Origin of the sequence: Streptomyces coacervatus (genome assembly GCF_029223485.1) — a bacterium.
Lineage (GTDB): Bacteria > Actinomycetota > Actinomycetes > Streptomycetales > Streptomycetaceae > Streptomyces > Streptomyces coacervatus.
In genome coordinates this window covers 672,847-696,350 of the sequence record NZ_JARHTP010000002.1, presented here as the reverse complement: position 1 = coordinate 696,350, position 23,504 = coordinate 672,847, and the positions used below count along the sequence as shown (strand labels likewise).

Here is a 23,504-nt window from a genome sequence, read left to right as displayed (position 1 = left end):
GCGGAGATCCACGGCACGGCAGTGGGAGATGCGTTGGCAGCGAGCAGCGCAGCCATGAGGAAAGGATCCATCATGCAGCCAAGGCAAGCATTCACCCTGGCTCAGTGCGTTTTTTGATGATCTGTTCGAGTGGAGAACTCGATGGCCCGAGCCAGCAGATCGCCGACGACCGGGCTGCGCCGGAGGGGCTGGAGTTCCTGGCGCATGTGCGCGAGCCGGCTCTGGACCTGCTGCGAGTTGAGTTGTGCGGCTTCGTCCAGGAGGGTGTGCCAGTGAGCGACGGCTGCCTCCAGGTTGCCGCACAGCAGGTGGAGTTCGGCGAGCCGGGCCCTGGTCAGTGCCCGCGAGCGGGAGCGCGTGGGGCCGCGGCTGCGCAGCGAGGTCTGCAGGGCTCTGAGGGCCGGACCGCGCTCGCCCAGGGCGGTGAGTGCCATCGCCTTCTGATACGTGAAGTCGGCCGGCGCGTAAGCACTGAAGGGGCTGTCGTCGTTGCCGTCGCTGTGACCGCACCCGTTCTCGACGTTCCGCTCGGCCTCCGTCAGGGCGGCCACCGCTGCCTTGCGGGCCCCGGTCCGGGCGAGGCACACCGCGGACTGCGCATGCAGATAGGCGCGCAGCGCGGGAGAGGCGTCCGGGGGCGCCGCGTCGATCGCGGACCGGGCGAGGCTCTCGGCCGGCCCGGGATGCCCGGTGCGCAGCGCCTGAGCACTGAGCGCGCGCAGACTCACCGCGTACATGGCCCGGTCGTCGACCTCAGCGGCGAGTTGCATCGCGGTCTGGTGGTACCCCTGCGCCTGTCCTTCCGCCCCCATGTCGGCGGCTGCGAGGGCGAGCAGATGGGTCAGCTGGGCGGCCCCGGCGAAGAGTGCGCGGGGGCCCGCACTGTCCGTGCGCAGCCACTGCGACACGTCCTGGGCCAGGTAGGAGGCGAGTCCGGAGCGGGCATGGCCGCCGCCGAACGCCTCCAGGTGGAAGACGTACAGGCGTCCCATCTCCTGCATCGCCTGCCCCCGCGGGCTCGGGTCCTCGTCGGCCGCCCCTCCGTCGACGGCGGGTGACGTCCACTGGGGCGCGAGTACGGAGGGGCTGTAGTGCAGTGCACGGACTGCGGCGCGGTGTACTGGGTCGCCCTCGGCTCCGGTCAGCGTGGCGAGACGTACCACCGCGTCGTCCTGGGCCGACGCGAACCAGAAGGCGGCCAGGTCGCCGTGGTCCGCGATACCCGTGTCGAGTGAGGTCACGGTCCGTCCGAGCCGGCGCGTGAACGCCTCCCTGATCAGTTCCGGCATCGGAGGGCGGGGGCGGGATCCCGCGAGCCAGTGGGAAACGGAGGTCCGGTCGTAGTGCGTGCGCAGACCCTGCTGTGCCGCGAGGGCGTTGACCGATCGGGCCAGTGCGTCCTGGCTCCATCGGGCCTCGGCGAGGAGGGCGCGCAGGCGGAGGTTGGAGGTGCGCCGCTGCAACGGCATCGTCGGCCTCTCCTGCGGAAGCGGACCTGGGGGACATCCGCAGAACCCATTTTTCTGTAACGGCGAACCGCCTTGCAGGGCTTACGGCCGTCGCACAGGAGCACTCTCAACCGGCCTGCTGCGCGCCGACAGGAAGTTCACGCCGGGGGGCGGCGCCCTCGGTTCGGGTGATGGCGCTGCCGGAGACGAGCGAGTGGAGGGAGCCGGCGTCGGCGTAGGGGTGCAGGCGGGGCACGTCGGCGGATTTGAGGCCGCCCATCGCGACGAGTCGGGCGCCGGTGCCCTGCAGGGCGGGGTGGGCCTGGTCGAGGAGGGCGTCGGGGGTCTTGCCGGCGGCCTGTTCGTTCCATCCGGTGTGGCAGCTGATCAACTCGGCCCCGAGGCGGGAGTGGAAATCCTCGGCGATCGGGACCCCGGCGAGGACGGCGTTGAGGAGGGCGGCCGATCTCGTTGGTCGGGGTCGCTCATCTTTCACTCCATGTGCCGCACGCCGGCCGAGGACACTGGCGTGGTCCCTCGGCCGAACGGGCGCTCATTGGTTGGTGCGGACGGACCGCGGGAGGAGACGACTCTCCATCGGCCGGTCATGGCACCGCTCGCCGGAGAGGCAGGGTCAGCGGTACGTGCGGGCCGCGTCCGGCAGCGGGCCCCGGCCCGGTGTCACGGTGGCCAGGGCAGGAGGAAGAGCACGGAGTCCCCCCACTGGCTCGGCCTGCCCAGTGCGGTCACGGTGCAGGCCGTCACGCGCACCGCGACTCCCAGATCGCGCAGGGCCTCGGCCGGCGTGCCGGCCGCCGGACAGCTGAGGATCCGGCCGTCGGACGTGGATGAACCGTCATCTGAGTGCAACAGATACGGATCACCGGCTACCAGGGCTGACGGTGCTCGGCTTCTTGAACGGGTTGAAGCGTTTCCGCACGGGCTGCCACGGCGCAGCTCATCAGTCAGGCGCAGTCTTCCGACGGTGGCCAGACGGCGCCGAGGATCACCCGCACTTGGCCGATCAGGCGTGGCGGATCGAATCTGCCGGGATCGGTGAGGGCGAGGCGGCCGAAGTGTTCCGCGCAGGCGACGAGTGCGTGGGCGAGCACCTGCGGGTCGAGGTCAGGGTCGCGTTTCGGGCCGCTCCGATTGGCCAGGGCGAGGGAGATCCATGCTTCGACCCGCTGCCGGAACCGCTCTCTGTCCACCTCGATGCGGTCGCGGACGACCGTGGGCATGTTGCCCGGAGGCAGCAGGATCAGCCGCCAGGTGTCCGGGTCCTGGTGGAGCATCCCGGACATCCGGTGCACGGTCTCGGCGGCGAAGGCGGCCGGGTCGTGCGGGCGGTCCGGGTCGTGCGGGTCGGGAATCGTCTGGAGCAGTCGCTCGAAGGCGCGTGCCTGCTGCCGGTCGAGCAGGGCGGTCAGCAGGGCGTCGAGGTTCTCGTAGGCGCCGTAGACCACCGACCGGGCGACATGGGCGCGCTTCGCGATGGCGTCGATGGAGACCCGGTCGTAGCCGTCGTTCACGATCACGGCGAGGGCGGCGTCGAGCAGCTGCTCGCGGCGTTGCTCGATCGGGACGCGGGGGGCGTAGGGGCGCCGCCTGCGTGGCCTGTCTTCCGAAGCTGTGGGCGTCGACACCTTGGCAGTTTACGACAGCCGTGTCTAAATTTAAGACAGCAGTGTCGTAATTGGGTGCGGCGTACGCCGCGCACGCACAAGGAGCGGTTCCATGGCGAAGCTGAAGCGCGACGAGGTCGAACCGCACGAGGACTACGGCTTCTTCGGCCCGGGCTCGGTGGTCTGGAAGGTCTGGAGCTACCCGACGGCGCCGACGGTGGGTTTCCAGCGGGCCGTGGTGGTGGAGGAACTCGACCCGCCGCTGGTGGCCGCCGTCCACGCGACCCAGGGCATCTACCGGCGCTCCCGCACCCGCTACGACCGGACCCTGCGTTACTTCGCGATGGTGGCCTTCGCCGGTTCACGGGAGGTCTGCAAGGCCGCGGACGTCCTGGTCAAGGTCCATTCCAAGGCGATCGGCGAGCTGCCGTACGGCGGCGGGACCTACGACGCCAATGACCCCGCCTCGCAGCTGTGGATCCAGCTCACCGGCTGGCACTCGATCCTTTACGCGTACGAGAAATACGGACCCGGCAAACTCACCGCGCAGGAGGAGAAGGAGTACTGGGAGGCGTGCGCCGTCGCCGCGGAACTGCAGACGTGTTCCCCCGACGACATCCCCCGCGACCGTGACGGCGTCCGGGCATACTTCGAAAGGATGCGCCCGCACCTGTCCGCCAGCCCGATCGCCCGCCAGGCCATGAACCACCTGCTCAGGAGCGAGCTCGTACTGCCGCCGACACCGCGCTGGGCGAAGCCGGCCGGCCTGGCGGTCGCGAGGGCACAGCGGATCGCCACGATCGCCACCATGCCGCGCTGGATGCGCGAGCTGGCCGGGATCCGGCAGTCACGCCTCCTCGACACCCTCATCGTGCCCGTCATGAAGACGGCCTTCGCGCTCGCCCACCTCAACCCCAAGGTCGAACTACGCCTGTTGGGAAGGCTCTCGCCCTCGACGGTCGCGGTGATCGCGCCGGTCAAGCTCGGCATTCCTCCCCGCACGGAGGAAGTACTGACGCCTGAAGAGGCCCGCGCCCGCTACGGCTATGCCAAGCCCGCCGAGGCCCATCTCGAATTCCGGGCCCGTCAGGCCACACGCGTCTTCGGCGACGGGGAAGCCCCCAGCGAGCAGGGGCTCATCGAGTCCCAGGAGATCTTGGGGCCGCTTGCTTGACGGGATGTTAGGGAACACCATGGACATCCGGCACGCTCGACAAAGCCGTGCCCTCGGCAGTTGTGAAAGAGTCGCGCCAGCCTTCTGCATCCTCCCGGTCCGCACCCGAACTGGTCGTACTCTTCAGTGAATTGCGGTAGGCGTTGAACGGCCGACGGGGACGCGATGACAGCGAACACAGGTAGGGCGCGGGGCGGCGCTCTCTTAGCCACCGCTGCCGCGGTCGCGGTCGTGGCGGGGGGCGCGGGGGCCGTGTTGGTTCCCGTGCGCGACGCCGCGCCGGGGGGACTGTGGCTCCTCGTGGGCTGGCTGGCGCTTGCCGGGGTCGCCGGCGGGTGTACCGAACTGGCTCTTGGACGGAGCAGCGCGTCCACCGGCGATACGAAAGACTTCCGGGTGCTGCGGTTGGTCTGGATCGCCGCGTTGGCGACGGCCCTCGTGGCCGAACTGACCCTGATCGGAGCTCGGCTGGCCCGCGATCACGAGTACGCGACGGCCTGGGCGTCCGGTGGCGTACTCCTCGCGCTGGTCGCCGGCGTCTCCTGGCGCATCTCCTCCGTCAGCGACAGCAGCAGTGGCCACACGCCGTCCGACAGCCTCCCCTGCGCCGTCGCCTTCGCCCTGGCCGAGGCGTGCGGCGGCTGGCTCACCGCCCGCTTCGCCGTGGAGGGGCCGCTGTGGGCGGCTTGGCTGCTGGGCTGCGCCATGGTGGTGCTGGCGGCGGGCTTCTGGCTGTCCGACTCCCAGTTCTGGAAGGTCGAGTCGACGTACCTGAAGGTGTTCGGTTCCGCTGCGTTGCTGGGTGTGGCCGGTGTGGTGGCGCGTTCGGCGGTGCGGGGCGAGACGGCGGCCGCTTGGTGGGTGGGCGGAGTCGCGGTGGGGGGCCCGCTGCTCGTCATCATTGCGTGGGCGCTACGGCGACCCTGGGCCGACGATGGTGCGACGGCTCCGCCGGGTGCACAACTGGCCGGGATTCTCGTCCCGTTGGGCAGCCTGGCGTGGGCGATGTGGAGCGGGAAGCCGTGGAGCGGGCCGGACTCGGGCGATCGGCTGCCGGAGGCCGGTTGGCTGGCGGTGGCGGGGGCCGTGCTGCTGATGGCGCAGTACGGAGTGCTGGTCTGGATGAACACGGCGCCGACGGCGGCCTGGGCGTCCCGATTGGCCCGCACGACACGTGAATACAACAGTCGGGCGATGGACGATTTTACCCAGCTCACCGTCCTGCAGCGCTTCATGAGCCCCCTCCAGTCCACCGCCTTGGATGCCCTCCACCGACGTACCGCCACGGTCACCGGACTCGCTGTCGACGACATCTGGCCCCGGATCGAACTGGTCGTGCCCGACGAGGTCAATCGCCGGGTATGGCGCAAGGAACGGGGCGTGCTCGTCTGCCGTATCACCGTCGCGAGCGCTGTGTGCACGACCGGCGTCTGGCTGCTCGTCGCGCTCACCGGCCTCGGCGGCCTCTCCGTCGAGCAGGGGGTGGCCGTACTGCCCGTCCTGGGACCGCTGGCGGCGGCTGCCCTGGCGTTGGTGCAGGCGCGCAAGTTGCTGGTCGAGGCGTACGCGGCCAAGGCGGACGCGGTCGACGTGTACCGGTACGACCTGGCGAAGAGGATGCACCTCTCCGTACCGGAGAATCCCTCGGCCATGGACATGAGGCGGCTGGCCGCCGAGTTGAGCGACGAGCGGGCTCCCGATCCGTACGCGGAACGATGGAGGGCCGAGCCCGGAGCCGCTGATCGCGCCAGGCGCGAGGAGCTCGCTGCCGCCGTCGCGAGCATGGTGAGGCGGGACATCAGGGCCACGGTGCGTGAGGCGATCCGGGACGAGCGCCCGTCTCCGGCAGCGCCGACCACCGTCCGCGTCACCCTCTCGGAAAGCCAACTGACCCTGCTCGCCCAGGAGATGGTCCGCTCGACGACGGGTCCGGTCAGCGCCCGCTTGGAGAGTCGTCTGTCGGATCTCCAACGGAAGTTCCACGAGGACTTGCGGTCGGTGATCCGAACCTCCCTGACGGAGGCCGTGACCGGCCCTGAACTGACGAACTTCGTCGGCTACTTCGCGATCGAAATCGAAGACAGCGACGCACACGACGTACGAGCCGAGGGCGGAACCATCAGGGCACCTGCGGGGCGGCGCCTGCGACTGCTCGTATCCGTCGTGCGCGACGAGCTCATGGTGGGCTTCCCCTCGGTGGCGGCGAGCCGGCCGGGCAGCAACTTCTTCGTCCTGGAGCCGGTCCGTGTGGAGGGCGGCAGGGACGCCGGCAGCGCGTCGTTCGACGTGATGGCCGACAGCTCCACGCTCACTCCGCTGCCCCAACGCAAGAACCTCCACGTCGTGAACAAGCAGCAGACGGCCTTCGTGGTCCAGGTGCCGGAGGAGGGCCATCACGAGATCTGGCTGCAGCTCTATCAGGCCGGTCACCTCGTCCAGGTCGTCGCCCTGAAGATCGAGGCAACAGAGGCAACAGAGGCAACAGAGGCAACAGAGGCAACAGAGGCGACACAGGCGACGGACGACGTATGAACGAGGCACGGCCGCCGGACGTCTCCGTCCGGGCCCTGGCCACCGATGCGGGCACCCAACTGGAGTTCACCGCCCTCCGAAGAGGAGTCGCGCCGCTGCGCGTCACCCTCGTCGGCGGCAACGCGCTGATCCAGGCCCGCGAGGCACTGGACAAGGGGCTGACCCGTCTCAAGGACGAACTCACCGGGTTCGACATCGAGGACGGGGACCTCGACCCGGTCTTCCAGAGTCTGCACCGCCTCGGCCGCACCCTGCTCTTCACCCTGTTCGGCCTGGAACAGTCCGTCCTGCAGGGGCTTCAGACATTCTGGAACAGGGCCCTGCCATACGGCATGAACCCCTCGCTGCCTCCTCCGCTCGTCGAATGCATCGGCGGCCAGGAGGGCTTCCTGCCCCTGGAGTTCCTGCCGCTGTTCCGGATGTTCCCGGGCGAACCCGTCGAGACCCGGGGCGGCTTCACCGCCGCCTGCCGCACCCTCGTCGGCTTCTCCTGCGTGGTGCGCCGCGCCCTGCTCCCCGCCCCTGTGCAGGGCAGGCTTGCCGTGCACACCGGACCGCAGGGCCGTGTCCCCGCCCGTTATCTCTACTACGAGCACCTCCAGGGAGCCGTCGAGGAACTGGCGTGGTTCGCCGACGACGGAAAACACCACATCGAGCTCGAAGGTCCATACCCCGACGGTGCGGATCGCGCACCGGGCCTCGCCGAGCAGATCTTCGACCCCCGGCTCCTCCTCGACGGCACCCGTCGTGAACTCCCGGACCAGATCCAGCACTTCGCGTGCCACTGCTACACCCGCTCCGACGACCCGTTCGCCGCCGAGATCGAACTCAGCGGTGCCGGCCAGCACTCCCGCACCACACTCGGCGACCTCGGAGCGGATCTCCTCGCCCTCGCCGCCGAGCGGGAGCTGCGCACCTTCGAGCTGCCGCTGGTGGTGATGAACGCCTGCGGCTCGGGCCGGATGCGCGCACCAGGGGCGCCGTCGTTCCCGTACGTCTTCCTCAAGAACGGCAACCGCGGGTTCATCGGCACGGAAACCGAGATTCCCGACGACATCGCCGCGGCCTTCTCCACGGCACTCTACGAACGCTTCCTCATCCGTCGAATACCCCTGGGCAGAGCACTCCTCGAGTCGCGCCTGCACCTCCTGCACACACTCCGCAATCCGCTCGGCCTGACCTACGCCGCGTACGCCGACCCCGGCCTGCACGTCTGCCCCACCCCTGAGGAGAGACCCCATGCCCAAGCCCACCTCTGACGCCGACGCGACGATCAGCGTCCTCGGACTGGAGGACACCGACCAGGGCCGCACCGATCGCCTGTCCTTCCGCCGCCTGGAGGAGTGGAGGGCCGCCCGCACGGAGATCCCCGCCGAGGAACTCCGCATCCGCCTCGACGCCTTCGTGAGCACGATGCAGGGCCTGATCGACTCCCTCCCGCAGCGAGCGGGCGAGTTCCACCTCAACGAGGTCACCTTCAGTGCCGAGGTGAGCGCCAAGGGCACGGTGTCGTTGCTCGGCTCCGGGGGCGAACTGGCCGGTCAGGCGGGGATCACCTTCACGTTCACCCGGGCCGGCACTCCCGAGTAGGCAGTCCCGGCCTTCGTAACCGGACTGAGTCCGGTGGCCGTCGTCGCGTACGAGAGCGGCGATGGTGTGGATGTGATCGTCGGCGCGGGGGCACGGACCGGTCTGCGCCGTGATCGTGTGCGCTCAGCCGCTCACGGACCGATCGCGCCATATACCCTTCGCCCTCGCTGCACTACCTGGGTAAGGTCGGGCAATGCCCGAGCTGAAGCGGCTGCAGGCCACCCATGCCCCGGCGGTTCTGGCCTTCGAGCTGGCGAACCGCGCCTACTTCGCTGCCTCGATCTCCGACCGGGGCGATGACTTCTTCGACCAGTTCGCCGACCGGTACAACGCCTTGCTGTCCGAGCAGGAGGCCGGCATCTGCGCCTTCTACCTGCTCGTCGCCGAGGACGGCTCGGTACTCGGCAGGTTCAATCTGGTCGACATCGAGGACCAGACCGCGGAACTCGGCTACCGGGTCGCGCAGCGCGTCGCAGGCCGCGGCGTGGCGACCGCGACCGTCCGGGAGCTGTGTCGGCTGGCGACGGCCCGGCATGGGCTGCGCACACTGCGGGCGGCGGCCACCCACCAGAACGTTGCGTCCCGGAAGGTGCTGGCCAAAGCCGGGTTCGTCCCCGTCGGGCCCGCCGACCCGGCCCACCTCGGCGGTAAGCCAGGCACCTGGTATCAGCGCGACCTGATGCTCCAGCCGCTTGAGAGCGGATGTCCTGTCGCGGTGCTGTGAACGTCTCGTGGAGCGTGTGTCCGAAGAACTGTTATCCGAGACTTGTCGACCGGTCTCCCAGGTATCGGGCACGATCGTTCGACGTCGAGGACGGGAAGCTTTTCATGAGTACACAGCGCACGGTGGAGCCGGTGGCATTGGTGGCCGCTGCCCGAGGGGGCGATCCGGTGGCTCAGGATGCCCTGGTCAGTGCGTACCTTCCGCTGGTCTACAACATCGTGGGGCGGGCGCTGAACGGCTCGGTCGATGTCGACGATGTGGTGCAGGAGACCATGCTCAGGGCCCTGGACGGGCTGGGTGGTCTGCGTACTCCTGAGAGTTTCCGGTCCTGGCTCGTGGCGATCGCGATGAACGAGATCCGCAAGCACTGGCAGGACCGGCAGCTCGCTCCGGGCGCCGTGGAGGAGGCCGAGGAACTCGCGGATCCCGGTGCCGACTTCGTGGACCTGACCCTCGTGCAGCTTCAGCTCTCCGGGCAGCGTCAGGAGACCGCGCGCGCCACTCGTTGGCTGGAGCCGGACGATCGGGGACTGCTGTCGCTGTGGTGGCTGGAGTGCGCCGGTGAGCTGACCCGTGCCGAGGTCGCCGCCGCCCTGGAGCTGTCGCCGCAGCACACCGCGGTACGGGTGCAGCGGATGAAGGCGCAGCTGGAGGCGGCCCGTGTGGTGGTGCGGGCGCTCGACGCGCAGCCGCCCTGCTTCGAACTGCGCGGCATGCTGGGCACCTGGGACGGCCGGCCCTCGGCGCTGTGGCGCAAACGAATAGCCCGGCACGCCCGCGGCTGCGGGCGCTGCTCCGGGCTGTGGAGCGGGCTGATGCCCGTGGAGGGACTGCTGGCCGGGCTGGCGCTGGTTGCCGCGGCGCCTTCACTGCTGGCGGGCGTGCGCGCCGCCTGCGGAGGAATGGTTGAGGCCGGGATGGCCGTGGCCGGCGCGGAGACCCGGGCGTCCGGCGGCTCCGGAGGCCGTACCGGATCAGGTCCGGGCGCCGGACACCGTGCCGCGCGCGGCCGGACGGCCTCCCGGAGCGAGGCGCGCCGACGTCGGCGCAACCGGCGCCGGGCCGTCGGCGGTGCGGTCGTGGCGGCCTGTGTGGCGGGCGGCGGCCTCTGGTACTTCGGCACGGACTCGGGGACCGGCACCGAAGGGACGAGTGCCGAGCGGGCCGCGGGCGCCCCCGTACCGGACCTGTCGGAATCCGGTGTCGTCGAGACCCCTTCGTCGGCCTCCACGTCTCCGTCTCCGTCCGCGTCAGCGACGAAAAAGGCGAGCGCTTCCAAGACACCGCATCCCGCGAAGAAGGCCGCGCCGGCTCCCCGGCCAACCGCTTCCGCGGCCCGGACTCCGACCAGCAGGCCCGAGGCGTCGTCGACGCCGTCGGACGCCGTCACGCAGGTGGTGGCGCTGGTGAACAAGGAGCGGGCGGCCGCCGGTTGCGGTGCGCTCACCGAGGACCCGCAACTGGAGAAGGCCGCGCAGGGCCACTCCGACGACATGGCCGCCCGTAACTTCTTCGACCACACCAACCCGGACGGCGCCGACCCCGGGCAGCGCATCACCGCCGCGGGCTACAAGTGGTCCACGTACGGGGAGAACATCGCCCAGGGGCAGCAGACTCCACAGGCGGTGATGGAGTCCTGGATGAACAGTCCCGGTCATCGCGCCAACATCCTCAACTGCTCGTTCAAGGACATCGGCGTGGGCATCCACAACGGGTCGGGCGGGCCGTGGTGGACGCAGGACTTCGGCGCCAAGCTCTGACGCGCGAGAGGCCGCCGCCTCGCCGGCGCTCAGCGCACCGGGAAGCCGAACGAATACCCCTGCTGCTTCAGCCACGGCAGGATCTCGCGCAGCGCCGCCACGGTCTGGGAACGGTCCCCGCCGGCATCGTGGAAGAGGATCGTCGGGCCATTGGGCACCTCGCCCTTGACGGTGGCGATGATGGCGGCGATGCCGGGGCGCTCGAAGTCCTTGGAGTCCACGTTCCAGCCCAGCGGCCGCATCCCCTGCGAGGCGGCGAGGTGCCTGCTGTACGGCGTGAACGCACCGCCCGGCGCCCGGTAGTACATCGGCCGGACGCCACCGGACGCCTTGGTGATCATGCCGGCGGCGTCCAGGATCTCCTTGGACTGGTAGGAGTCGGGCTTCTTGTCCATGGTGGTGTCGTGCGACACCGTGTGGTCACAGAGCCGGTGCCCGGCCGCCACCACCGCCTTGACCAGGTCCGGGTGCGCCTCGGCCTGAGTGCCGACCATGCAGAAGGTGGCCTTCACGCCGTTGTCCTTCAGCACCTGCAGAACCTGCGGTGTCCAGACTGGGTCCGGCCCGTCATCGATGGTGATGTTGACGCCCCGGGCGCCCTTGTCCGAGGCATGGACGATGCTCACGGCCACCGGGGCCCGGCCGGCACCGGCAGCCGGTGAGGAGGCGTGCGCCGAGGCCCCCGCTCCCGCGTGCCCGCTGAAGGGGCCGGCCTGCGCGGTCCATGCGGAGGTGGCTGCCGCCACCGCCGTCACCCCGACCGCCGCCGCGAATACCCGGCCGTGCCATCCCCGCCCGCCATGCCGCGCCATGTCTGCCCCGCCCTTGTCATCCTGGTGGTTCCTGTGCACCTGTCAGGACGGAGAAGGGGTGCCGCCGGATCCGCCTGTTACTGATCACGGACAATTCCGCGGAGATTCCGAGACGCACGAGCGTCACCCGGCAGCGGAACAGCGGCGGAATAGCGGCGGAACAGGGGCGATGCCTCCGCCGGACAGCCGGTTCTGCAACGCCCCCGGGGCGGTCGACTCGGCCGAACGGCCGATGTGGCGGGCGACGGCCCCGGCCAAGAATTCAGAGATCAGCCGGTGCGGCCAGTGAAGCCCTGACCAGCGCGGATGCATGTTCCGTGGGTCGGTCGGCCCGCCGTGCGTCGAGGCAGGCCCGGAGTCCGGTCGGGCCGGCCCATCCCTGAACGGAGTCGTCGCCCCCATGACCGCTGCTGTCGAACTGGTCGCCGCGCCCGAGGAGGACGTTCCCTCGCAGCGGAACGGAGCACGCCGCCGGGCCCCTGCCCGTTTCCGAAGCTGTCGTGTGCCGCTGCCGGCCACCGTGGCGATGCTCCCGCTGTATCTCGTGTGGGCGTTCTTCCGCGCCAATGGCGGCGGTGACCTCGCGGCCCAGGAGACATGGGCGCGCTTCGCCGCCGAGCACGGCGACTCGGCGTACGGGCTGTTCTGGTTCGGCGGGGTCCACACGGTGAACTACAGCGTGATCTCGCCCTACTTGATGGGCGCCTTCGGGGTCCGTACGGTCGCCGTCGCCTCCGGGCTGGCCGCCGGCTGGCTGGCCGCGGTGCTGCTGGAACGCTCCGGGATCCGGCGCCCGCTGTGGCCCGCGCTGCTGGCCGCGTTCGGGCTGTGGACCAATGTCGCGGCAGGGCGGGTGACGTTCGCGCTCGGTGTCGCCTTCGCCCTCGCGGCCTGTGTGGCGCTGGTGGGCCGGCGCCGTGTGGTGCCGGCGGCAGGGTTCGCGCTGCTCGCGACGGCGGCGAGCCCGGTGGCCGGGCTGTTCCTGGTGGCGGCGGGCGCGGCCTGCTGGCTGGTCCGCGACTGGGCACGGGGCGCCGCGCTGATACTGCCGCCGTTCGCGGTGGTGGGGGCGACCACCTTGCTGTTCCCGTTCCATGGTCAGCAGCCGATGCCGGCGGCGCGGATCTGGTGGCCCGCGCTGCTCGGGGTGGCAGTGGCGGTCCTCGCGCCGCGCCGCCGGCGGGTGGTGCGGTGGAGCGGGGCCGTGTACGCGGCGGGCGTCCTGCTCTGCTACCTGATCCCTTCGCCGATCGGCACCAACGTGGAGCGGCTGGCGCTGCTGTTCGCGCCCGCCGTGCTCCTCGCGGCCTTGCTGGAGACGCCCCGCCGCCCGTGGCCCCGGCGCGGTGCACTCGCCGTGGCGCTCGCCGCATCCCTGCTGTGGCTGGGTTCCGGCACGCCCACCTCCTTCCTGCGCGGCTCGGCGCAGGTCCCGGCGTGGGCCACCGACACACACGGTGTCGTACGAGCCCTGGACCGACTCGGCGCGAACCACGCGCGCGTGGAGGCCGTTCCGGCCCACGATCACCGCGAGGCCGCCGTACTGGCCCCGCACATCAATCTGGCGCGGGGCTGGAACACGCAGGTGGACATGGAGCGCGGCCGCCTCTTCTACGACGGGACGTTCTCGGCGACGACATACCGGGCCTGGCTGGACCGGTGGGCCGTGGGCTTCGTGGTGCTGCCGGACGCCGAGCCCGACCGGTACGGCGAGGCCGAGGCAAGCCTGGTGCGCAGTCGGCCGGCGTGGCTGGAGCCGGTGTGGAGCGATGCGCACTGGAGGGTGTACCGGGTGCGGGACGCGATGCCGCTGGTGTCGGCGCCGGCCACCGTGGTCCGTACCTCGGACGCCGAGCTTGAGATACGGATGCCGAAGCGCGGCTCGGTGAGAGTGAAGGTGGAGTACTCACCATGGCTGCACACCGAGCGCGGCTGCCTGCAAAAGCAGGGCGAGTTCACACGCCTCACCGTCAACGAGCCGGGTGTGTACCGGATTTCCTCCGAATACCTCTCCGCCGCCGACGCTCCATGGTCTGCCCCGCCCCGACCCCGCTGCTGACGGCCGGTATGGCATACAGGCAGTGGCCCCGTGCCCGGCAGGCGGGAACGGGGCCACGTATGGGGAGCCGTCAGAGAGCAGAGGCGGCGCTGTGCAGGTTCTTGGCCGCCAGGGCGAGGCCTTCGGTCTGGGAGTAGGCGGCGTCCTCGTGCTCGATGTTCACGGCCATGTCCGGGTCGATCTCGGCGAGGGCGCGCAGGAACTCGGTCCAGAACGGGACGTCGTTGCCGAGGCCGACGGCGACGAACTTCCACGCCGGGTTCTCCGGCCAGGCATTGCACCAGAAGCCGTAGCCGGTGGGGACCTTGCCCGGCGCGTCGGCGGGCACGCGCGTGAACGAGGTGTCCAGGACACCGCGGATGTCGGCCCCCGGACAGAGCGTCGCGTCCTTCGCGGCGGCGTGGAACACCAGCGGGCCCAGCCACTTGATGGAGGCGATGACGTCCATGCCCTGCCACATCAGATGGGAAGGGTCCATCTCGGCGCCGACGTTCGTCAGGCCACCCTCGTCGACCAGCCGCTTCAGAGTGACCGGGGAGAAGACGAGGTTGTGCGGATGCATCTCGATGGCGACCCGGACGTCGTTCTCCCTGGCCAGCGCATCGATCTCCTTCCAGAACTCGACAGCCACGCCCCACTGGTAGTCCAGGACGTCCATGTAGACGCCGTCCCATGGATTGACCACCCAGGAGGGGTATTTGGCGTCGGGGTCCGAGCCCGGCGTACCGGACATGGTGACCACGTGCTTCACGCCGAGCAGGCCCGCGAGTCGGATCGTACGGCGCAGGTCGTCGGCGTGCTTCGGGCCGACCCCCGGTAGCGGATTGAGCGGGTTGCCGTTGCAGTTGAGGCCGGTCAGCTCCATCCCGCGGTCCGCGAAGACCGCCAGGTACTCCTCGCGCGCGGCGGCCGAGGACAGCAGCAGGTCGACCGGGCAGTGCGGGGAGGGGATGAAGCCGCCGGTGTTGACCTCCACCGAGGTCAGACCGTTCTCCTTCAGGATGTCGAGGGCCTCGGGAAGGGTCCGGTCGTGCAGACAGGCGGTGTAGGCGCCGAGCTTGAGAGCCATGTGTTTTTTCCTTGCCTATGGGTCTGTACGTCTATGGGGCTACGGGTCTACGGAGAGGTCAGGCGACGGGCGGAACCGCGGTGACCGCGCCGCCGTTGCGGGAGGAGTCGACGACCGCCTGGATGATCTCCATGGTCCGCAGTGCGTCGGCGAAGGTGGCGCAGGCCGGCAGCGGCTCGGCGACGCCGGCGACCTGGTCCAGGAAGGCCCGGGCCTGGTAGGTGAAGTTGTCGGCGTTGCTGGCACCCACGCCCGGCGCCTCCATCGGGACCCCGCCCGCGAAGTACGGCAGGTTCGGGCCGGCGATGATCTGCCGGGCACCGCGGGTACGGGCGTCGGGCTGGGCGTCGTCGAAGAGGTACTCGGCAGGCCGGTGCTGGTCGAACGCGGCCCGGCCGCCGACGCCCAGCACGTCGAAGGAGAGCCCGTTGGGCAGGCCGAAGCCGGTACGCGTCACCGAGAAGGTGCCGACGAGGCCGGACTCGAAGCGGGCGGTGAAGGACGCGGTGTCCTCGTTCTCGACCTCGCCGAACTCGTCGGAGACCGGCGCCGCGTTGTGCCCGACGACCGCGCCCAGCGGCAGCGGCCGCTTGGCGATCTGCGTCGACAGCGCGGCACCGGAGACCGAGGCGATGGGACCTGCGACGTACTCGGCGGCGTCGATGACGTGCGAGCCGATGTCCCCGAGCGCACCGGAACCGAGGCCGCCCTTGAACCGCCAGCTCAGCGGACCCTTCGGGTCGGTCGCGTAGTCGCACCAGTAACGCCCGCTGAACAGCGTCAGATCACCCAGCTCGCCCCGCTGGACGTGCTCGCGGATCGCGGAGATGCCGGGGGAGCGGCGGAAGGTGTAGCCGACGGCGGTCACGACCTCGGCACCACGCTCCAACTCGGCCATCGCACGGGCGTCTTCGAGCGACCCGGCCAGCGGCTTCTCGCACAGCACATGCTTGCCCGCGGCGACCAGGGCCTGAGCGATCGGGCGGTGCAGCGCATTGCCCACGACGATGCTGACGGCGTCGATCGTCGGGTCCTCGACAACGGCCTCCCAGCTCGGGAGCGCCTTCTCGTAGCCGTAGCGGCGGGCGGCGTCCTCGCCGAGCTCGACATTGGCGTCGGCGATCGCGGCCAGCCTGACCGGCGGCAGACCGGCCCCGAAGACCGTGTTGACATTGCGGTATCCGGCAGCGTGGCTGCGGCCGGCCATACCGGCTCCGATCACCGCGACGGAGAGGGGTTTGGCGGACGTGGTCATGGCGGTGCCTTTCAGAAAGAAGGAGTGATCAAGCGGCGAACTGCCGGCGGAAGTGGGACTCGATGTCTTCCATCGAGCGGCCCCGGGTCTCGGGAACAGTGCGGACGTAGAACACGAACGTCGCGACATTGACCGCGGCGAAGAGCAGGAACGTGGTCCCGCCGACGGCGTCGATCAGCGGCGGGAAGACCAGCGTGACCAGGAAGTTGGCCATCCAGGTGCCGAAGACGGCCGTGCCCATGGCGAAGCCGCGCAGGCGGAGCGGGAAGATCTCCGCGAGCATCAGCCAGAACACGGTCGCAATGCAGCCCTGCATGAACAGCAGGAAGATCAGCATGGACGCGAGTACGAGATAGCTGCGGGCGGCCGATGCGCCGCACCCACGGCGTGCCCAGATCCCGCCAACCCGCCCCCGGCTCAAGGGCATCCGCGGTCACACGCTGCTTGATCTCGGCGAACTCGGCCTCGACGTCCCGTGCACCCCGGATCCTGCCCAGGGTGCTGAGGGCCTCGTCGAACCGGCCGCGGGAAGCCAGCCAGCGCGGCGACTCGGGCACGAACAGCATCCCGAACCACAGCAGCACGGCGGGGACCGTGGCGATCGCGAGCATCCAGCGCCACACACCCCCCTCGCCCACGGTGCGGGCGATGACCGCGTTCGAGGTGTACGCCAGCAACTGGCCCGTCACGATCATGAGTTCGTTCTGGGTCACCAGCCGGCCACGGCGCCCGGCGGGAGCCAGCTCGGCGATGAACACCGGCACTGTCGCGGAAGCACCACCCACGGCGAGACCCAGCAGCACACGGAACAGCACCATCACCCAGAGATCCGGGGCGAGCGAGGTGCCCAGCGCGCTGGCGAGGAACAGCAGAGCGAGCCCGAGGATGGTCCGCCTGCGCCCGTGCCGGTCGCACAGCCGGCCACCCAGCAGAGCCCCGAACGCCGCACCCAGCACGAGCGACGAGGCGACGATCCCCTCGGTGAGAGGGGTGAGCCCCAGTCCGCCGTCCTTGGGCGAAAGAGACATGAAGGGCAGAGCACCGGAGATGACACCGGTGTCGTAGCCGAAGAGAAGTCCGCCGAACGTGGCGATGACGGTGATGACCCGCAGCCGTCGGTAGACCTTGGAAGACCCATCGCCCGCGGCGGCCGTGCTCGGTGCGGGAGCCTGGGAAGCGTCGTCCCTGACGTTCATGGCCACCTCCTAGCGGTTGGCGTATGGGCGGATCTCAGCTGGAGGTGGGGAAGTTGAAGCCCGCGGTGATGTTGTGGGTCTGCTGGGGCCAGCGGGTGGTGACGACTTTGGGGCGGGTGTAGAAGCGGATGCCTTCGGGGCCGTGGATGGGGTTGTCGCCGATGAGGGAGTCCTTCCAGCCGCCGAAGGAGTAGTACGACATGGGGACGGGGACGGGGACGTTGATGCCGATCATGCCGACGTGGATGTTGCGCTGGAAGCGGCGGGCGGCTTCGCCGGAGGCGGTGAAGAGGGCGGTGCCGTTGCCGTAGGGGTTGGCGTTGATGAGGTCGATGGCCTGGTCGAGGGTGTCGGTGCGGATGATGGCGAGGACGGGGCCGAACAGTTCCTCCTTGTAGGCGTCCATGGCGGTGGTGACGTGGTCGAGGAGGGAGGGGCCGGTGAAGAAGCCTTCTTCGTGGCCGTCGATCTTCAGTCCGCGGCCGTCGACGACGATGGTGGCGCCCTGGGTGGCGGCGACACCGACGGCGTTCTCGATGCGTTCCTGGGCGGTCTTGGTGACGAGGGGGCCCATGTCGGTGCCGGGCTGGTTGCCGGGGCCGACCTTGACCTCGCGGGCCTTGCGCTCCAGGACCTTGACGAGGGCGTCGGCCGCCGAACCGACGGCCACTGCCACGGAGACGGCCATGCAGCGTTCGCCGGCGGAGCCGTAGGCGCCGGCGGTGATGTGGTTGGCGGCGAATTCGAGGTCGGCGTCGGGGAGGACGACGGCGTGGTTCTTGGCGCCGCCGAGGGCCTGGACGCGCTTGCCGTGTGAAGTGGCCTGCTCGTGGACGTATTTGGCGATGGGGGTGGAGCCGACGAAGGAGACGGCCTGGATGCCGGGGTGGGTGAGGATGGCGTCGACGGCGTTCTTGCCGCCGTGGACGACGTTGAAGACGCCGTCGGGGAGGCCGGCCTGGCGGTAGAGGTCGGCGACGAAGTTGGCGGCGGAGGGGTCGCGTTCGGACGGTTTGAGGATGAAGGTGTTGCCGGTGGCGATGGCGATGGGGTGCATCCACAGGGGCACCATGGCGGGGAAGTTGAAGGGGGTGATGCCGGCGACGACGCCGAGGGGCTGGCGGAAGTTGTGCACGTCGACGCCGCGGGAGACCTGGTCGGAGAAGGAGCCCTTGAGGACGTCGCCGAGGCCGCAGGCGTATTCGACGACCTCGCGGCCGCGGGTGATTTCGCCGCGGGCGTCGTCGACGGTCTTGCCGTGTTCGGCGGAGATGATCCGGCCGAGTTCCTCCTCGTGCTCCACGAGCAGCTGGCGGAAGTTGAACATGACCTGGGTGCGCTGGGTCAGGGAGGACTCCGACCAGGTCTCGAACGCGGCGGAGGCGGCTGCGACGGCGGCGTCCACGTCGGTGGCTCCGCCCAGGACGACCTGGGCCTGCTCGGCACCGGTGGCCGGGTTGAACACCGGCTGGCTGTCGGCGGCGGAGCCCGGGGTGGGGCTGCCGTTGATCCAGTGCTGGATGGTCTTCACGGTGCGGGTTTCCTTTGCGGGGACGGGGTTTTACAGGTAGTGCCGCTGGTTGCGCTTGTTCGCGGCGTACGTCTCGTACGCGGCCTGGGTGGTCTCCAGGGCGGAGGCCTCACTGACGGGGACGTCCCACCAGCCGTGGCCGGGCGGGTTGGGCCCGTAGAGGTCGGTCTCCACGTGCACGACGGTGGTGCGGGTGGCGGCCCTGGCCTTCTCCATCGCCGAGCGGAACTCCTCGACACTGGTGGCGTGCAGGACGTCCGCGCCCAGGCTTGACGCGTTCGCTGCGAGGTCGACGGGCAGGACGTCGCCGTCGAGCTGGCCGGAATTTCCGTCCCGGTAGCGGTACTTGGTGCCGAAGCGCTGCGAGCCGAGGGACTCGGACAGAGCGCCGATGGAGGCGAAGCCGTGGTTCTGGACCAGGACGATGATGACCTTCAGTCCCTCGGAGACCATGGTCACGATCTCCTGCGCCATCATCAGGTACGAGCCGTCGCCGACCAGGACGATGACCTCCCGCGACGGGTCCGCCATCTTGGTGCCGACGCCTGCGGCGACCTCGTAGCCCATACAGGAGTACGCGTATTCCACGTGGTAGGCCTTGGGATCCCGGGCTCGCCATAGTTGCTGCAGGTCGCCCGGCATGGAACCGGCCGCGTTGATGACCACGTCCCGGTCACCGAGGACGTCGTTGAGAGCGCCGAGGATCTGCGTCTGCGCGGGCAGGGTGCCGGTGCTGCGGCCGTCGGCGAAGCACTTGTCCTCGATCTCCCTTGTGCGGGCGATGAGTTGGCGTGTGCGGTCCCGGTACGCCGGTGAGACCTCCCAGTCCGTCAGCGCCCCGGCCAGGGCCTGGATGCCCAGGCGGGCGTCGGCGACGAGAGGTTCGGCGGAGTGTTTGACGGCGTCGAGGCGGGCGACGTTGAGGTTGACGAAGGTGATGTCGGGGTTAGCGAAGACGGTGTGGCTGGCGGTGGTGAAGTCCGAGTAGCGGGTGCCGATACCGAGCACGACGTCGGCCTCACGCGCGAGTTCGTTGGCCGCGTAGGAGCCGGTGGAGCCGATGCCTCCCACCGCATACGGGTGGTCCCAGGGGACGGCGCCCTTGCCGGCGTGGGTGTCGGCGACCGGGATTCCGGTGGCCTCGGCGAAGGCGCGCAGCGCGGTCTCGGCACCCGAGTACACGGCACCGCCCCCGGCGACGATGAGCGGCTTCCGCGCTCCGCGCAGCAGGCGCGCGGCCCGCTCCACCGCGGCCGGTTCGGGCACCGGGCGGCCCACGTGCCAGACCCGGCGGCGGAAGAAGGAGACGGGCCAGTCGTAGGCCTCGGCCTGGACGTCCTGCGGCAGTGCCAGGGTGACGGCGCCGGTCTCCACCGGGTCGGTGAGCACCCGCATCGCGGCCAGTGCGGCGGGGATGAGCTGCTCGGGGCGCGAGATCCGGTCGAAGTACTTCGACACCGCCCGGAAGGCGTCGTTGACGGTGACGTCGCCGCCGCGGGTGTCCTCCAGTTGTTGGAGTACCGGGTCGGCGGCGCGGGTGGCGAACATGTCGGAGGGCAGCAGCAGGACCGGCAGCCGGTTCGTGGTCGCCAGCGCCGCACCCGTGATCATGTTGGTCGAGCCCGGGCCGGTCGACGCCGTACAGGCGAAGGTGGCCAGCCGGTCCCGCATCTTCGCGTACGCCACCGACGCATGGACCATGCCCTGCTCGTTGCGCGCCAAGTAGTAAGGCAGATCGGCCTCTTGAGTCACTGCGGCCTGGAGGAGGGCCTGGCCGATGCCGGCCACATTGCCGTGCCCGAAGATTCCCCACACTCCCGGGATCAGCCGCTGCTCCTGGCCGTCGCGCTCGCTGTACTGGTTGGCCAGGAACCGCACCAAGGCCTGAGCGGTGGTGAGCCTGATCGTTTCCATTAGTCGTTCTCCTCGGCCCCGAACGGCAGCCGGTCGTCGATGTCTTGCGAGTCCCACGTCGTACGCACCCAGCCGTGGGCGGCGTCGTCGCAGATCAGCCAGGCGCGGTCCTGGCCGGGACCGGCCATGACGTTGAGGTAGTACAGGTCGTAGCCGGGGGCGGCGATCGAGGGGCCGTGCCAGCCGTGCGGGATCAGTACTGCGTCCCCGGAACGCACCTCGGCCAGCACGTCGATCGGCCGATCCGGAGTGCCGTAGACCCGCTGGTAGCCGAAGCCGTTGCCGTCGCCGGAGATTTCGAAGTAGTAGATCTCCTCCAGCTCGGATTCGATCCCCGGGCGGGCCTCGTCGTGCTTGTGCGGCGGGTACGAGGACCAGTTGCCGCCGGGGGTGAGGACCTCGCACACCAGCAGCTGTTCGGCGTCGAACGTGCCCGGCAGGCAGTAGTTGTTGACCTGCCGCGAGCATGCCCCCGCGCCCCGCAGCTCCACGGGCACGTTCTCCTTGGACCCGTACCGGGCGGAGAGTGAGCTCCGCCCGGTACGGGCGCTGGGCAGTGCGAACCGGCCACCGGCCGCACTGCTGATCAGAGCCTCCGACTCGCGGGGGAGGTATGCGAAGTCGGTGGCCGAGGCGAACACGCCTGTCCGGCCGGTGAGTTCGAAGGCCGTGCCGTCCGTGGTGACGGTGCAGGAGCCCGTCAGCGGCAGGACCAGGAACTCGGACTCCCCGGTGGACAGGGCGTGTGCCTCGCCCGGCTTCAGGGTCAGGATCCTGAGGCCGGAGTATCCCCAGCCCGCCGACTCGGGCGTGACCAGGAGGTCGTAGTCGCCGCTGGCCGAACTGCCCTTCGGCAGGTAGTACTTGCTCGTCTCGGTCACAGCAGGCTCACCGCCTTGTCGACGGCGCCGGCGACGTCGCCGCCTGCGGGGTAGAGGAGGGAGCGGCCGACGACCAGGCCCTGTGCGGTGGGCTGCTTGAGGGCCTTGCCCCAGGAGGCGAAGGCGGCCTGGGGGTCTGTGACTTCGCCGCCGAGCAGGAGCGCGGGGAGGGTGGAGGCGGCCAGGACACGTTCCATGTCGGGGACGACGGGGAGCTTGAGCCAGGTGTAGGCGGTGCGGCGGCCGAGTCCCGAGGCGATGGTGATGGACTTGACGACGGCGTCGGTGGAGAGGTCGTTGCGGATTTTGCCGTCCTGCCATACCGAGAGGAACGGCTCGACCATGGCGATGAGTTGACGGTCGTTGAGCTCGTCGATCGCGCGGGCGGTGTTTTCCAGCGCCGACGGCGTGGCGGGGTCGCCCAGGGCGATGCGGGTGAGCATTTTGCCGCCGTCGAAGCCCGTGGCGGCGATGGTTTCGGCGTCGTAGCCGGTGAACCGGTCGTCGATCTCGAAGACGGAGCCTGCCAGGCCGGCGCGGTTCATGGAGCCGAAGACGCTCTTGCCGTCCAGGACGCCGAGCAGGAGCAGGTCTTCCAGGATGTCGGCGGTGGCCAGTACACCGGTGACGCCCGGCCGTTCCAGGGCGGTGCACAGGCGGTCGAGCAATCGGGCGCGGTCGGCCATGGCAGTTGGGTCGCCGCCGACGGCGTTGGCGCCGCGTGCCGGATGGTCGGCGGCGATGATCATCGCCTTGCCGTGTTCGCCGAGCAGCGAGGCGGCCTTGACGCGGCGGGCGGCGGCGGCCGTGATGGCGCCGGGGTCGCCCACCCGGGCGGCCACGATCCGGCTGAGGTTGTCGGACGGCACGTCGTCACGCCTTTCGTTCGGTGGGGGCGAGGGAGGCCTCGCGGAGCTTGGTGTCGACCTCGGCCTCGGTGGGCATGGCGTCGGAGCAGGACAGTCGGCCGGCGACGATGGCCCCGGCGGCGTTGGCGAAGGACACGGTCCGGCGGGTGTCCCAGCCCGACAGCAGGCCGTGGCACAGCGCACCGCCGAAGGCGTCACCCGCGCCCAGCCCGTTGACCACGTCCACCGGCACCGGCGGGATCTCGGCGACCGTCCCGTCCCGGCCCATCGCCAGCACGCCCTCGGGGCCCTGCTTCACCACCGCCAGCTCCACGCCGGCGGCCAGCAGCGCCTTCGCCGCCGCAGACGGCTCACGCTCGCCGGTGGCCACCTCGCACTCGTCGAGGTTGCCCACCGCCACCGTCGTATGGCGCAGGGCCTCGGCGTAGTACGCGCGTGCCTCGTCCGGGCCGGCACTCCAGAACATCGGCCGCCAGTCCAGGTCGAAGACCGTCGTGCCCGCCTTGGCCCGGTGGGCGAGGGCGGCCAGGGTGGCCGAGCGGCTCGGCTCCTCGCTCAGCCCGGTGCCCGTGAACCAGAAGATCCCGGCCGCCCGCACCGCGTCCAAATCCAGCTCGCCCGCGCTGATGTCCAGGTCGGGGGCCTTGGGCAGCCGGTAGAAGTACAGCGGGAAGTCGTCCGGCGGAAAGATCTCGCAGAACGTCACCGGCGTCGGCGCGATCTGCGACGTACCCACGAAACCGGCATCGACGCCATACCCCTCCAGCGCGGCGCGCACGAAGTCACCGAACGGATCCCGGCCCGTCTTCGTGATCACAGCCGACGACCGGCCGTAACGGGCCGCGGCCACCGCCACATTCGTCGGGCTGCCGCCCAGGTACTTGCCGAACGAGGTGACCTCCGCCAGCCCCACACCCGTCTGGAGCGGATACACATCCACTCCCACGCGGCCCATGGTCAGCACTTCGAACGGCATAACGCTGGTTTCCCTTCGCCCCGGATTCCCGGGGAGTGATGGCGATGGAGTGGAGACTTAAAGCGCTTTAAAAGCGCCTTGAGAAGTAC

At 70.1% G+C, this 23,504-nt stretch carries 18 protein-coding genes and 1 pseudogene; 7 read left to right on the top strand and 12 right to left on the bottom strand.

Annotated features, from left to right (window positions below; all coding sequences use genetic code 11):
- Positions 1–101 precede the first annotated feature (101 nt).
- The 3 genes from P2Q00_RS06765 to P2Q00_RS06755 form a co-directional block, all read right to left on the bottom strand.
- A complete protein-coding gene (locus tag P2Q00_RS06765) occupies positions 102–1,469 on the bottom strand; it encodes an NsdA family TPR-like regulatory protein (RefSeq protein WP_275770484.1) in 1,368 nt (455 codons plus the stop codon).
- A 106-nt stretch (positions 1,470–1,575) separates the two neighbouring features.
- A complete protein-coding gene (locus tag P2Q00_RS06760) occupies positions 1,576–1,944 on the bottom strand; it encodes a hypothetical protein (protein ID WP_275770483.1) in 369 nt (122 codons plus the stop codon).
- Positions 1,945–2,413: 469 nt separating this feature from the next.
- Entirely contained in the window at positions 2,414–3,094 is a 681-nt protein-coding gene (locus P2Q00_RS06755) for a TetR/AcrR family transcriptional regulator (protein ID WP_275770481.1), read from the bottom strand.
- A gap of 91 nt (positions 3,095–3,185) precedes the next feature.
- Between P2Q00_RS06755 and P2Q00_RS06750 the strand changes: the two genes are divergently transcribed.
- The 6 genes from P2Q00_RS06750 to P2Q00_RS06725 all read left to right on the top strand — a co-directional run bounded on the left by P2Q00_RS06750 (position 3,186) and on the right by P2Q00_RS06725 (position 10,853).
- On the top strand, positions 3,186–4,247 hold the full coding sequence (locus P2Q00_RS06750) for an oxygenase MpaB family protein (RefSeq protein ID WP_275770479.1): 1,062 nt from the start codon (positions 3,186–3,188) through the stop codon (positions 4,245–4,247).
- Between the two features lie 165 nt (positions 4,248–4,412).
- Positions 4,413–6,779 carry a hypothetical protein gene (locus P2Q00_RS06745; protein ID WP_275770476.1) on the top strand — a complete coding sequence of 789 codons (2,367 nt, stop codon included), beginning with the start codon at positions 4,413–4,415 and terminating at the stop codon, positions 6,777–6,779.
- Positions 6,776–8,038: a CHAT domain-containing protein gene (locus tag P2Q00_RS06740; RefSeq protein WP_275770475.1), complete on the top strand. Its 1,263-nt coding sequence runs from the start codon at positions 6,776–6,778 to the stop codon at positions 8,036–8,038. The genes P2Q00_RS06745 and P2Q00_RS06740 overlap by 4 nt, the downstream gene beginning before the upstream one ends.
- Positions 8,019–8,369, top strand: coding sequence for a Pepco domain-containing protein (locus P2Q00_RS06735; RefSeq protein WP_275770474.1), 351 nt, complete (start codon positions 8,019–8,021; stop codon positions 8,367–8,369). The genes P2Q00_RS06740 and P2Q00_RS06735 overlap by 20 nt, the downstream gene beginning before the upstream one ends.
- Before the next feature lie 193 nt (positions 8,370–8,562).
- Positions 8,563–9,093, top strand: a complete 531-nt coding sequence (locus P2Q00_RS06730; protein WP_275770472.1) for a GNAT family N-acetyltransferase — start codon at positions 8,563–8,565, stop codon at positions 9,091–9,093.
- A 104-nt stretch (positions 9,094–9,197) separates the two neighbouring features.
- On the top strand, positions 9,198–10,853 hold the full coding sequence (locus P2Q00_RS06725; RefSeq protein WP_275770470.1) for a sigma-70 family RNA polymerase sigma factor: 1,656 nt from the start codon (positions 9,198–9,200) through the stop codon (positions 10,851–10,853).
- 29 nt (positions 10,854–10,882) lie between these two features.
- Here the strand turns inward: P2Q00_RS06725 and P2Q00_RS06720 are convergent, their stop codons facing one another.
- A complete protein-coding gene (locus tag P2Q00_RS06720) occupies positions 10,883–11,665 on the bottom strand; it encodes a polysaccharide deacetylase family protein (protein ID WP_275770468.1) in 783 nt (260 codons plus the stop codon).
- A gap of 400 nt (positions 11,666–12,065) precedes the next feature.
- On the opposite strand from P2Q00_RS06720, the gene P2Q00_RS06715 reads away from it, so the two are divergent.
- Positions 12,066–13,724, top strand: coding sequence for a DUF8823 domain-containing protein (locus tag P2Q00_RS06715; protein WP_275770465.1), 1,659 nt, complete (start codon positions 12,066–12,068; stop codon positions 13,722–13,724).
- A gap of 70 nt (positions 13,725–13,794) precedes the next feature.
- Here P2Q00_RS06715 and P2Q00_RS06710 read toward each other — a convergent pair whose 3' ends face one another.
- The 8 genes and pseudogenes from P2Q00_RS06710 to iolC form a co-directional block, all read right to left on the bottom strand.
- Positions 13,795–14,793, bottom strand: a complete 999-nt coding sequence (locus P2Q00_RS06710) for a sugar phosphate isomerase/epimerase family protein (RefSeq protein ID WP_275770464.1) — start codon at positions 14,791–14,793, stop codon at positions 13,795–13,797.
- A gap of 58 nt (positions 14,794–14,851) precedes the next feature.
- Positions 14,852–16,048 (bottom strand): Gfo/Idh/MocA family protein, encoded by a 1,197-nt coding sequence (locus P2Q00_RS06705; RefSeq protein WP_275770461.1) that lies wholly within the window; start codon positions 16,046–16,048, stop codon positions 14,852–14,854.
- A gap of 28 nt (positions 16,049–16,076) precedes the next feature.
- A pseudogene (locus P2Q00_RS06700) lies at positions 16,077–17,244 on the bottom strand (MFS transporter).
- 34 nt (positions 17,245–17,278) lie between these two features.
- A complete protein-coding gene (locus tag P2Q00_RS06695; RefSeq protein WP_275770460.1) occupies positions 17,279–18,775 on the bottom strand; it encodes a CoA-acylating methylmalonate-semialdehyde dehydrogenase in 1,497 nt (498 codons plus the stop codon).
- 30 nt (positions 18,776–18,805) lie between these two features.
- Entirely contained in the window at positions 18,806–20,689 is a 1,884-nt protein-coding gene (gene iolD, locus P2Q00_RS06690) for a 3D-(3,5/4)-trihydroxycyclohexane-1,2-dione acylhydrolase (decyclizing) (protein WP_275770458.1), read from the bottom strand.
- On the bottom strand, positions 20,689–21,570 hold the full coding sequence (gene iolB, locus P2Q00_RS06685) for a 5-deoxy-glucuronate isomerase (RefSeq protein ID WP_275770456.1): 882 nt from the start codon (positions 21,568–21,570) through the stop codon (positions 20,689–20,691). Before iolB ends, iolD begins: the two co-directional genes overlap by 1 nt.
- Complete coding sequence (locus P2Q00_RS06680) at positions 21,567–22,439, bottom strand: Cgl0159 family (beta/alpha)8-fold protein (RefSeq protein ID WP_275770454.1); 873 nt, start codon at positions 22,437–22,439, stop codon at positions 21,567–21,569. The genes iolB and P2Q00_RS06680 overlap by 4 nt, the downstream gene beginning before the upstream one ends.
- A 4-nt stretch (positions 22,440–22,443) precedes the next feature.
- Positions 22,444–23,415: a 5-dehydro-2-deoxygluconokinase gene (gene iolC / locus P2Q00_RS06675; RefSeq protein ID WP_275770453.1), complete on the bottom strand. Its 972-nt coding sequence runs from the start codon at positions 23,413–23,415 to the stop codon at positions 22,444–22,446.
- Between the last annotated feature and the right edge of the window lie 89 nt (positions 23,416–23,504).

What these genes read in the sequence shown, in the direction of transcription:
- P2Q00_RS06730 (WP_275770472.1), top strand. Translation starts at nt 8,563, where the DNA reads ATGCCCGAGCTGAAGCGGCTGCAGGCCACCCATGCCCCGGCGGTTCTG.
- P2Q00_RS06740 (WP_275770475.1), top strand. Translation starts at nt 6,776, where the DNA reads ATGAACGAGGCACGGCCGCCGGACGTCTCCGTCCGGGCCCTGGCCACC.
- P2Q00_RS06750 (WP_275770479.1), top strand. Translation starts at nt 3,186, where the DNA reads ATGGCGAAGCTGAAGCGCGACGAGGTCGAACCGCACGAGGACTACGGC.
- P2Q00_RS06745 (WP_275770476.1), top strand. Translation starts at nt 4,413, where the DNA reads ATGACAGCGAACACAGGTAGGGCGCGGGGCGGCGCTCTCTTAGCCACC.
- P2Q00_RS06725 (WP_275770470.1), top strand. Translation starts at nt 9,198, where the DNA reads ATGAGTACACAGCGCACGGTGGAGCCGGTGGCATTGGTGGCCGCTGCC.
- iolD (WP_275770458.1), bottom strand. Translation starts at nt 20,689, where the DNA reads ATGGAAACGATCAGGCTCACCACCGCTCAGGCCTTGGTGCGGTTCCTG.
- P2Q00_RS06735 (WP_275770474.1), top strand. Translation starts at nt 8,019, where the DNA reads ATGCCCAAGCCCACCTCTGACGCCGACGCGACGATCAGCGTCCTCGGA.
- P2Q00_RS06765 (WP_275770484.1), bottom strand. Translation starts at nt 1,469, where the DNA reads ATGCCGTTGCAGCGGCGCACCTCCAACCTCCGCCTGCGCGCCCTCCTC.
- P2Q00_RS06710 (WP_275770464.1), bottom strand. Translation starts at nt 14,793, where the DNA reads ATGGCTCTCAAGCTCGGCGCCTACACCGCCTGTCTGCACGACCGGACC.
- P2Q00_RS06720 (WP_275770468.1), bottom strand. Translation starts at nt 11,665, where the DNA reads ATGGCGCGGCATGGCGGGCGGGGATGGCACGGCCGGGTATTCGCGGCG.
- P2Q00_RS06705 (WP_275770461.1), bottom strand. Translation starts at nt 16,048, where the DNA reads ATGACCACGTCCGCCAAACCCCTCTCCGTCGCGGTGATCGGAGCCGGT.
- iolC (WP_275770453.1), bottom strand. Translation starts at nt 23,415, where the DNA reads ATGCCGTTCGAAGTGCTGACCATGGGCCGCGTGGGAGTGGATGTGTAT.
- P2Q00_RS06715 (WP_275770465.1), top strand. Translation starts at nt 12,066, where the DNA reads ATGACCGCTGCTGTCGAACTGGTCGCCGCGCCCGAGGAGGACGTTCCC.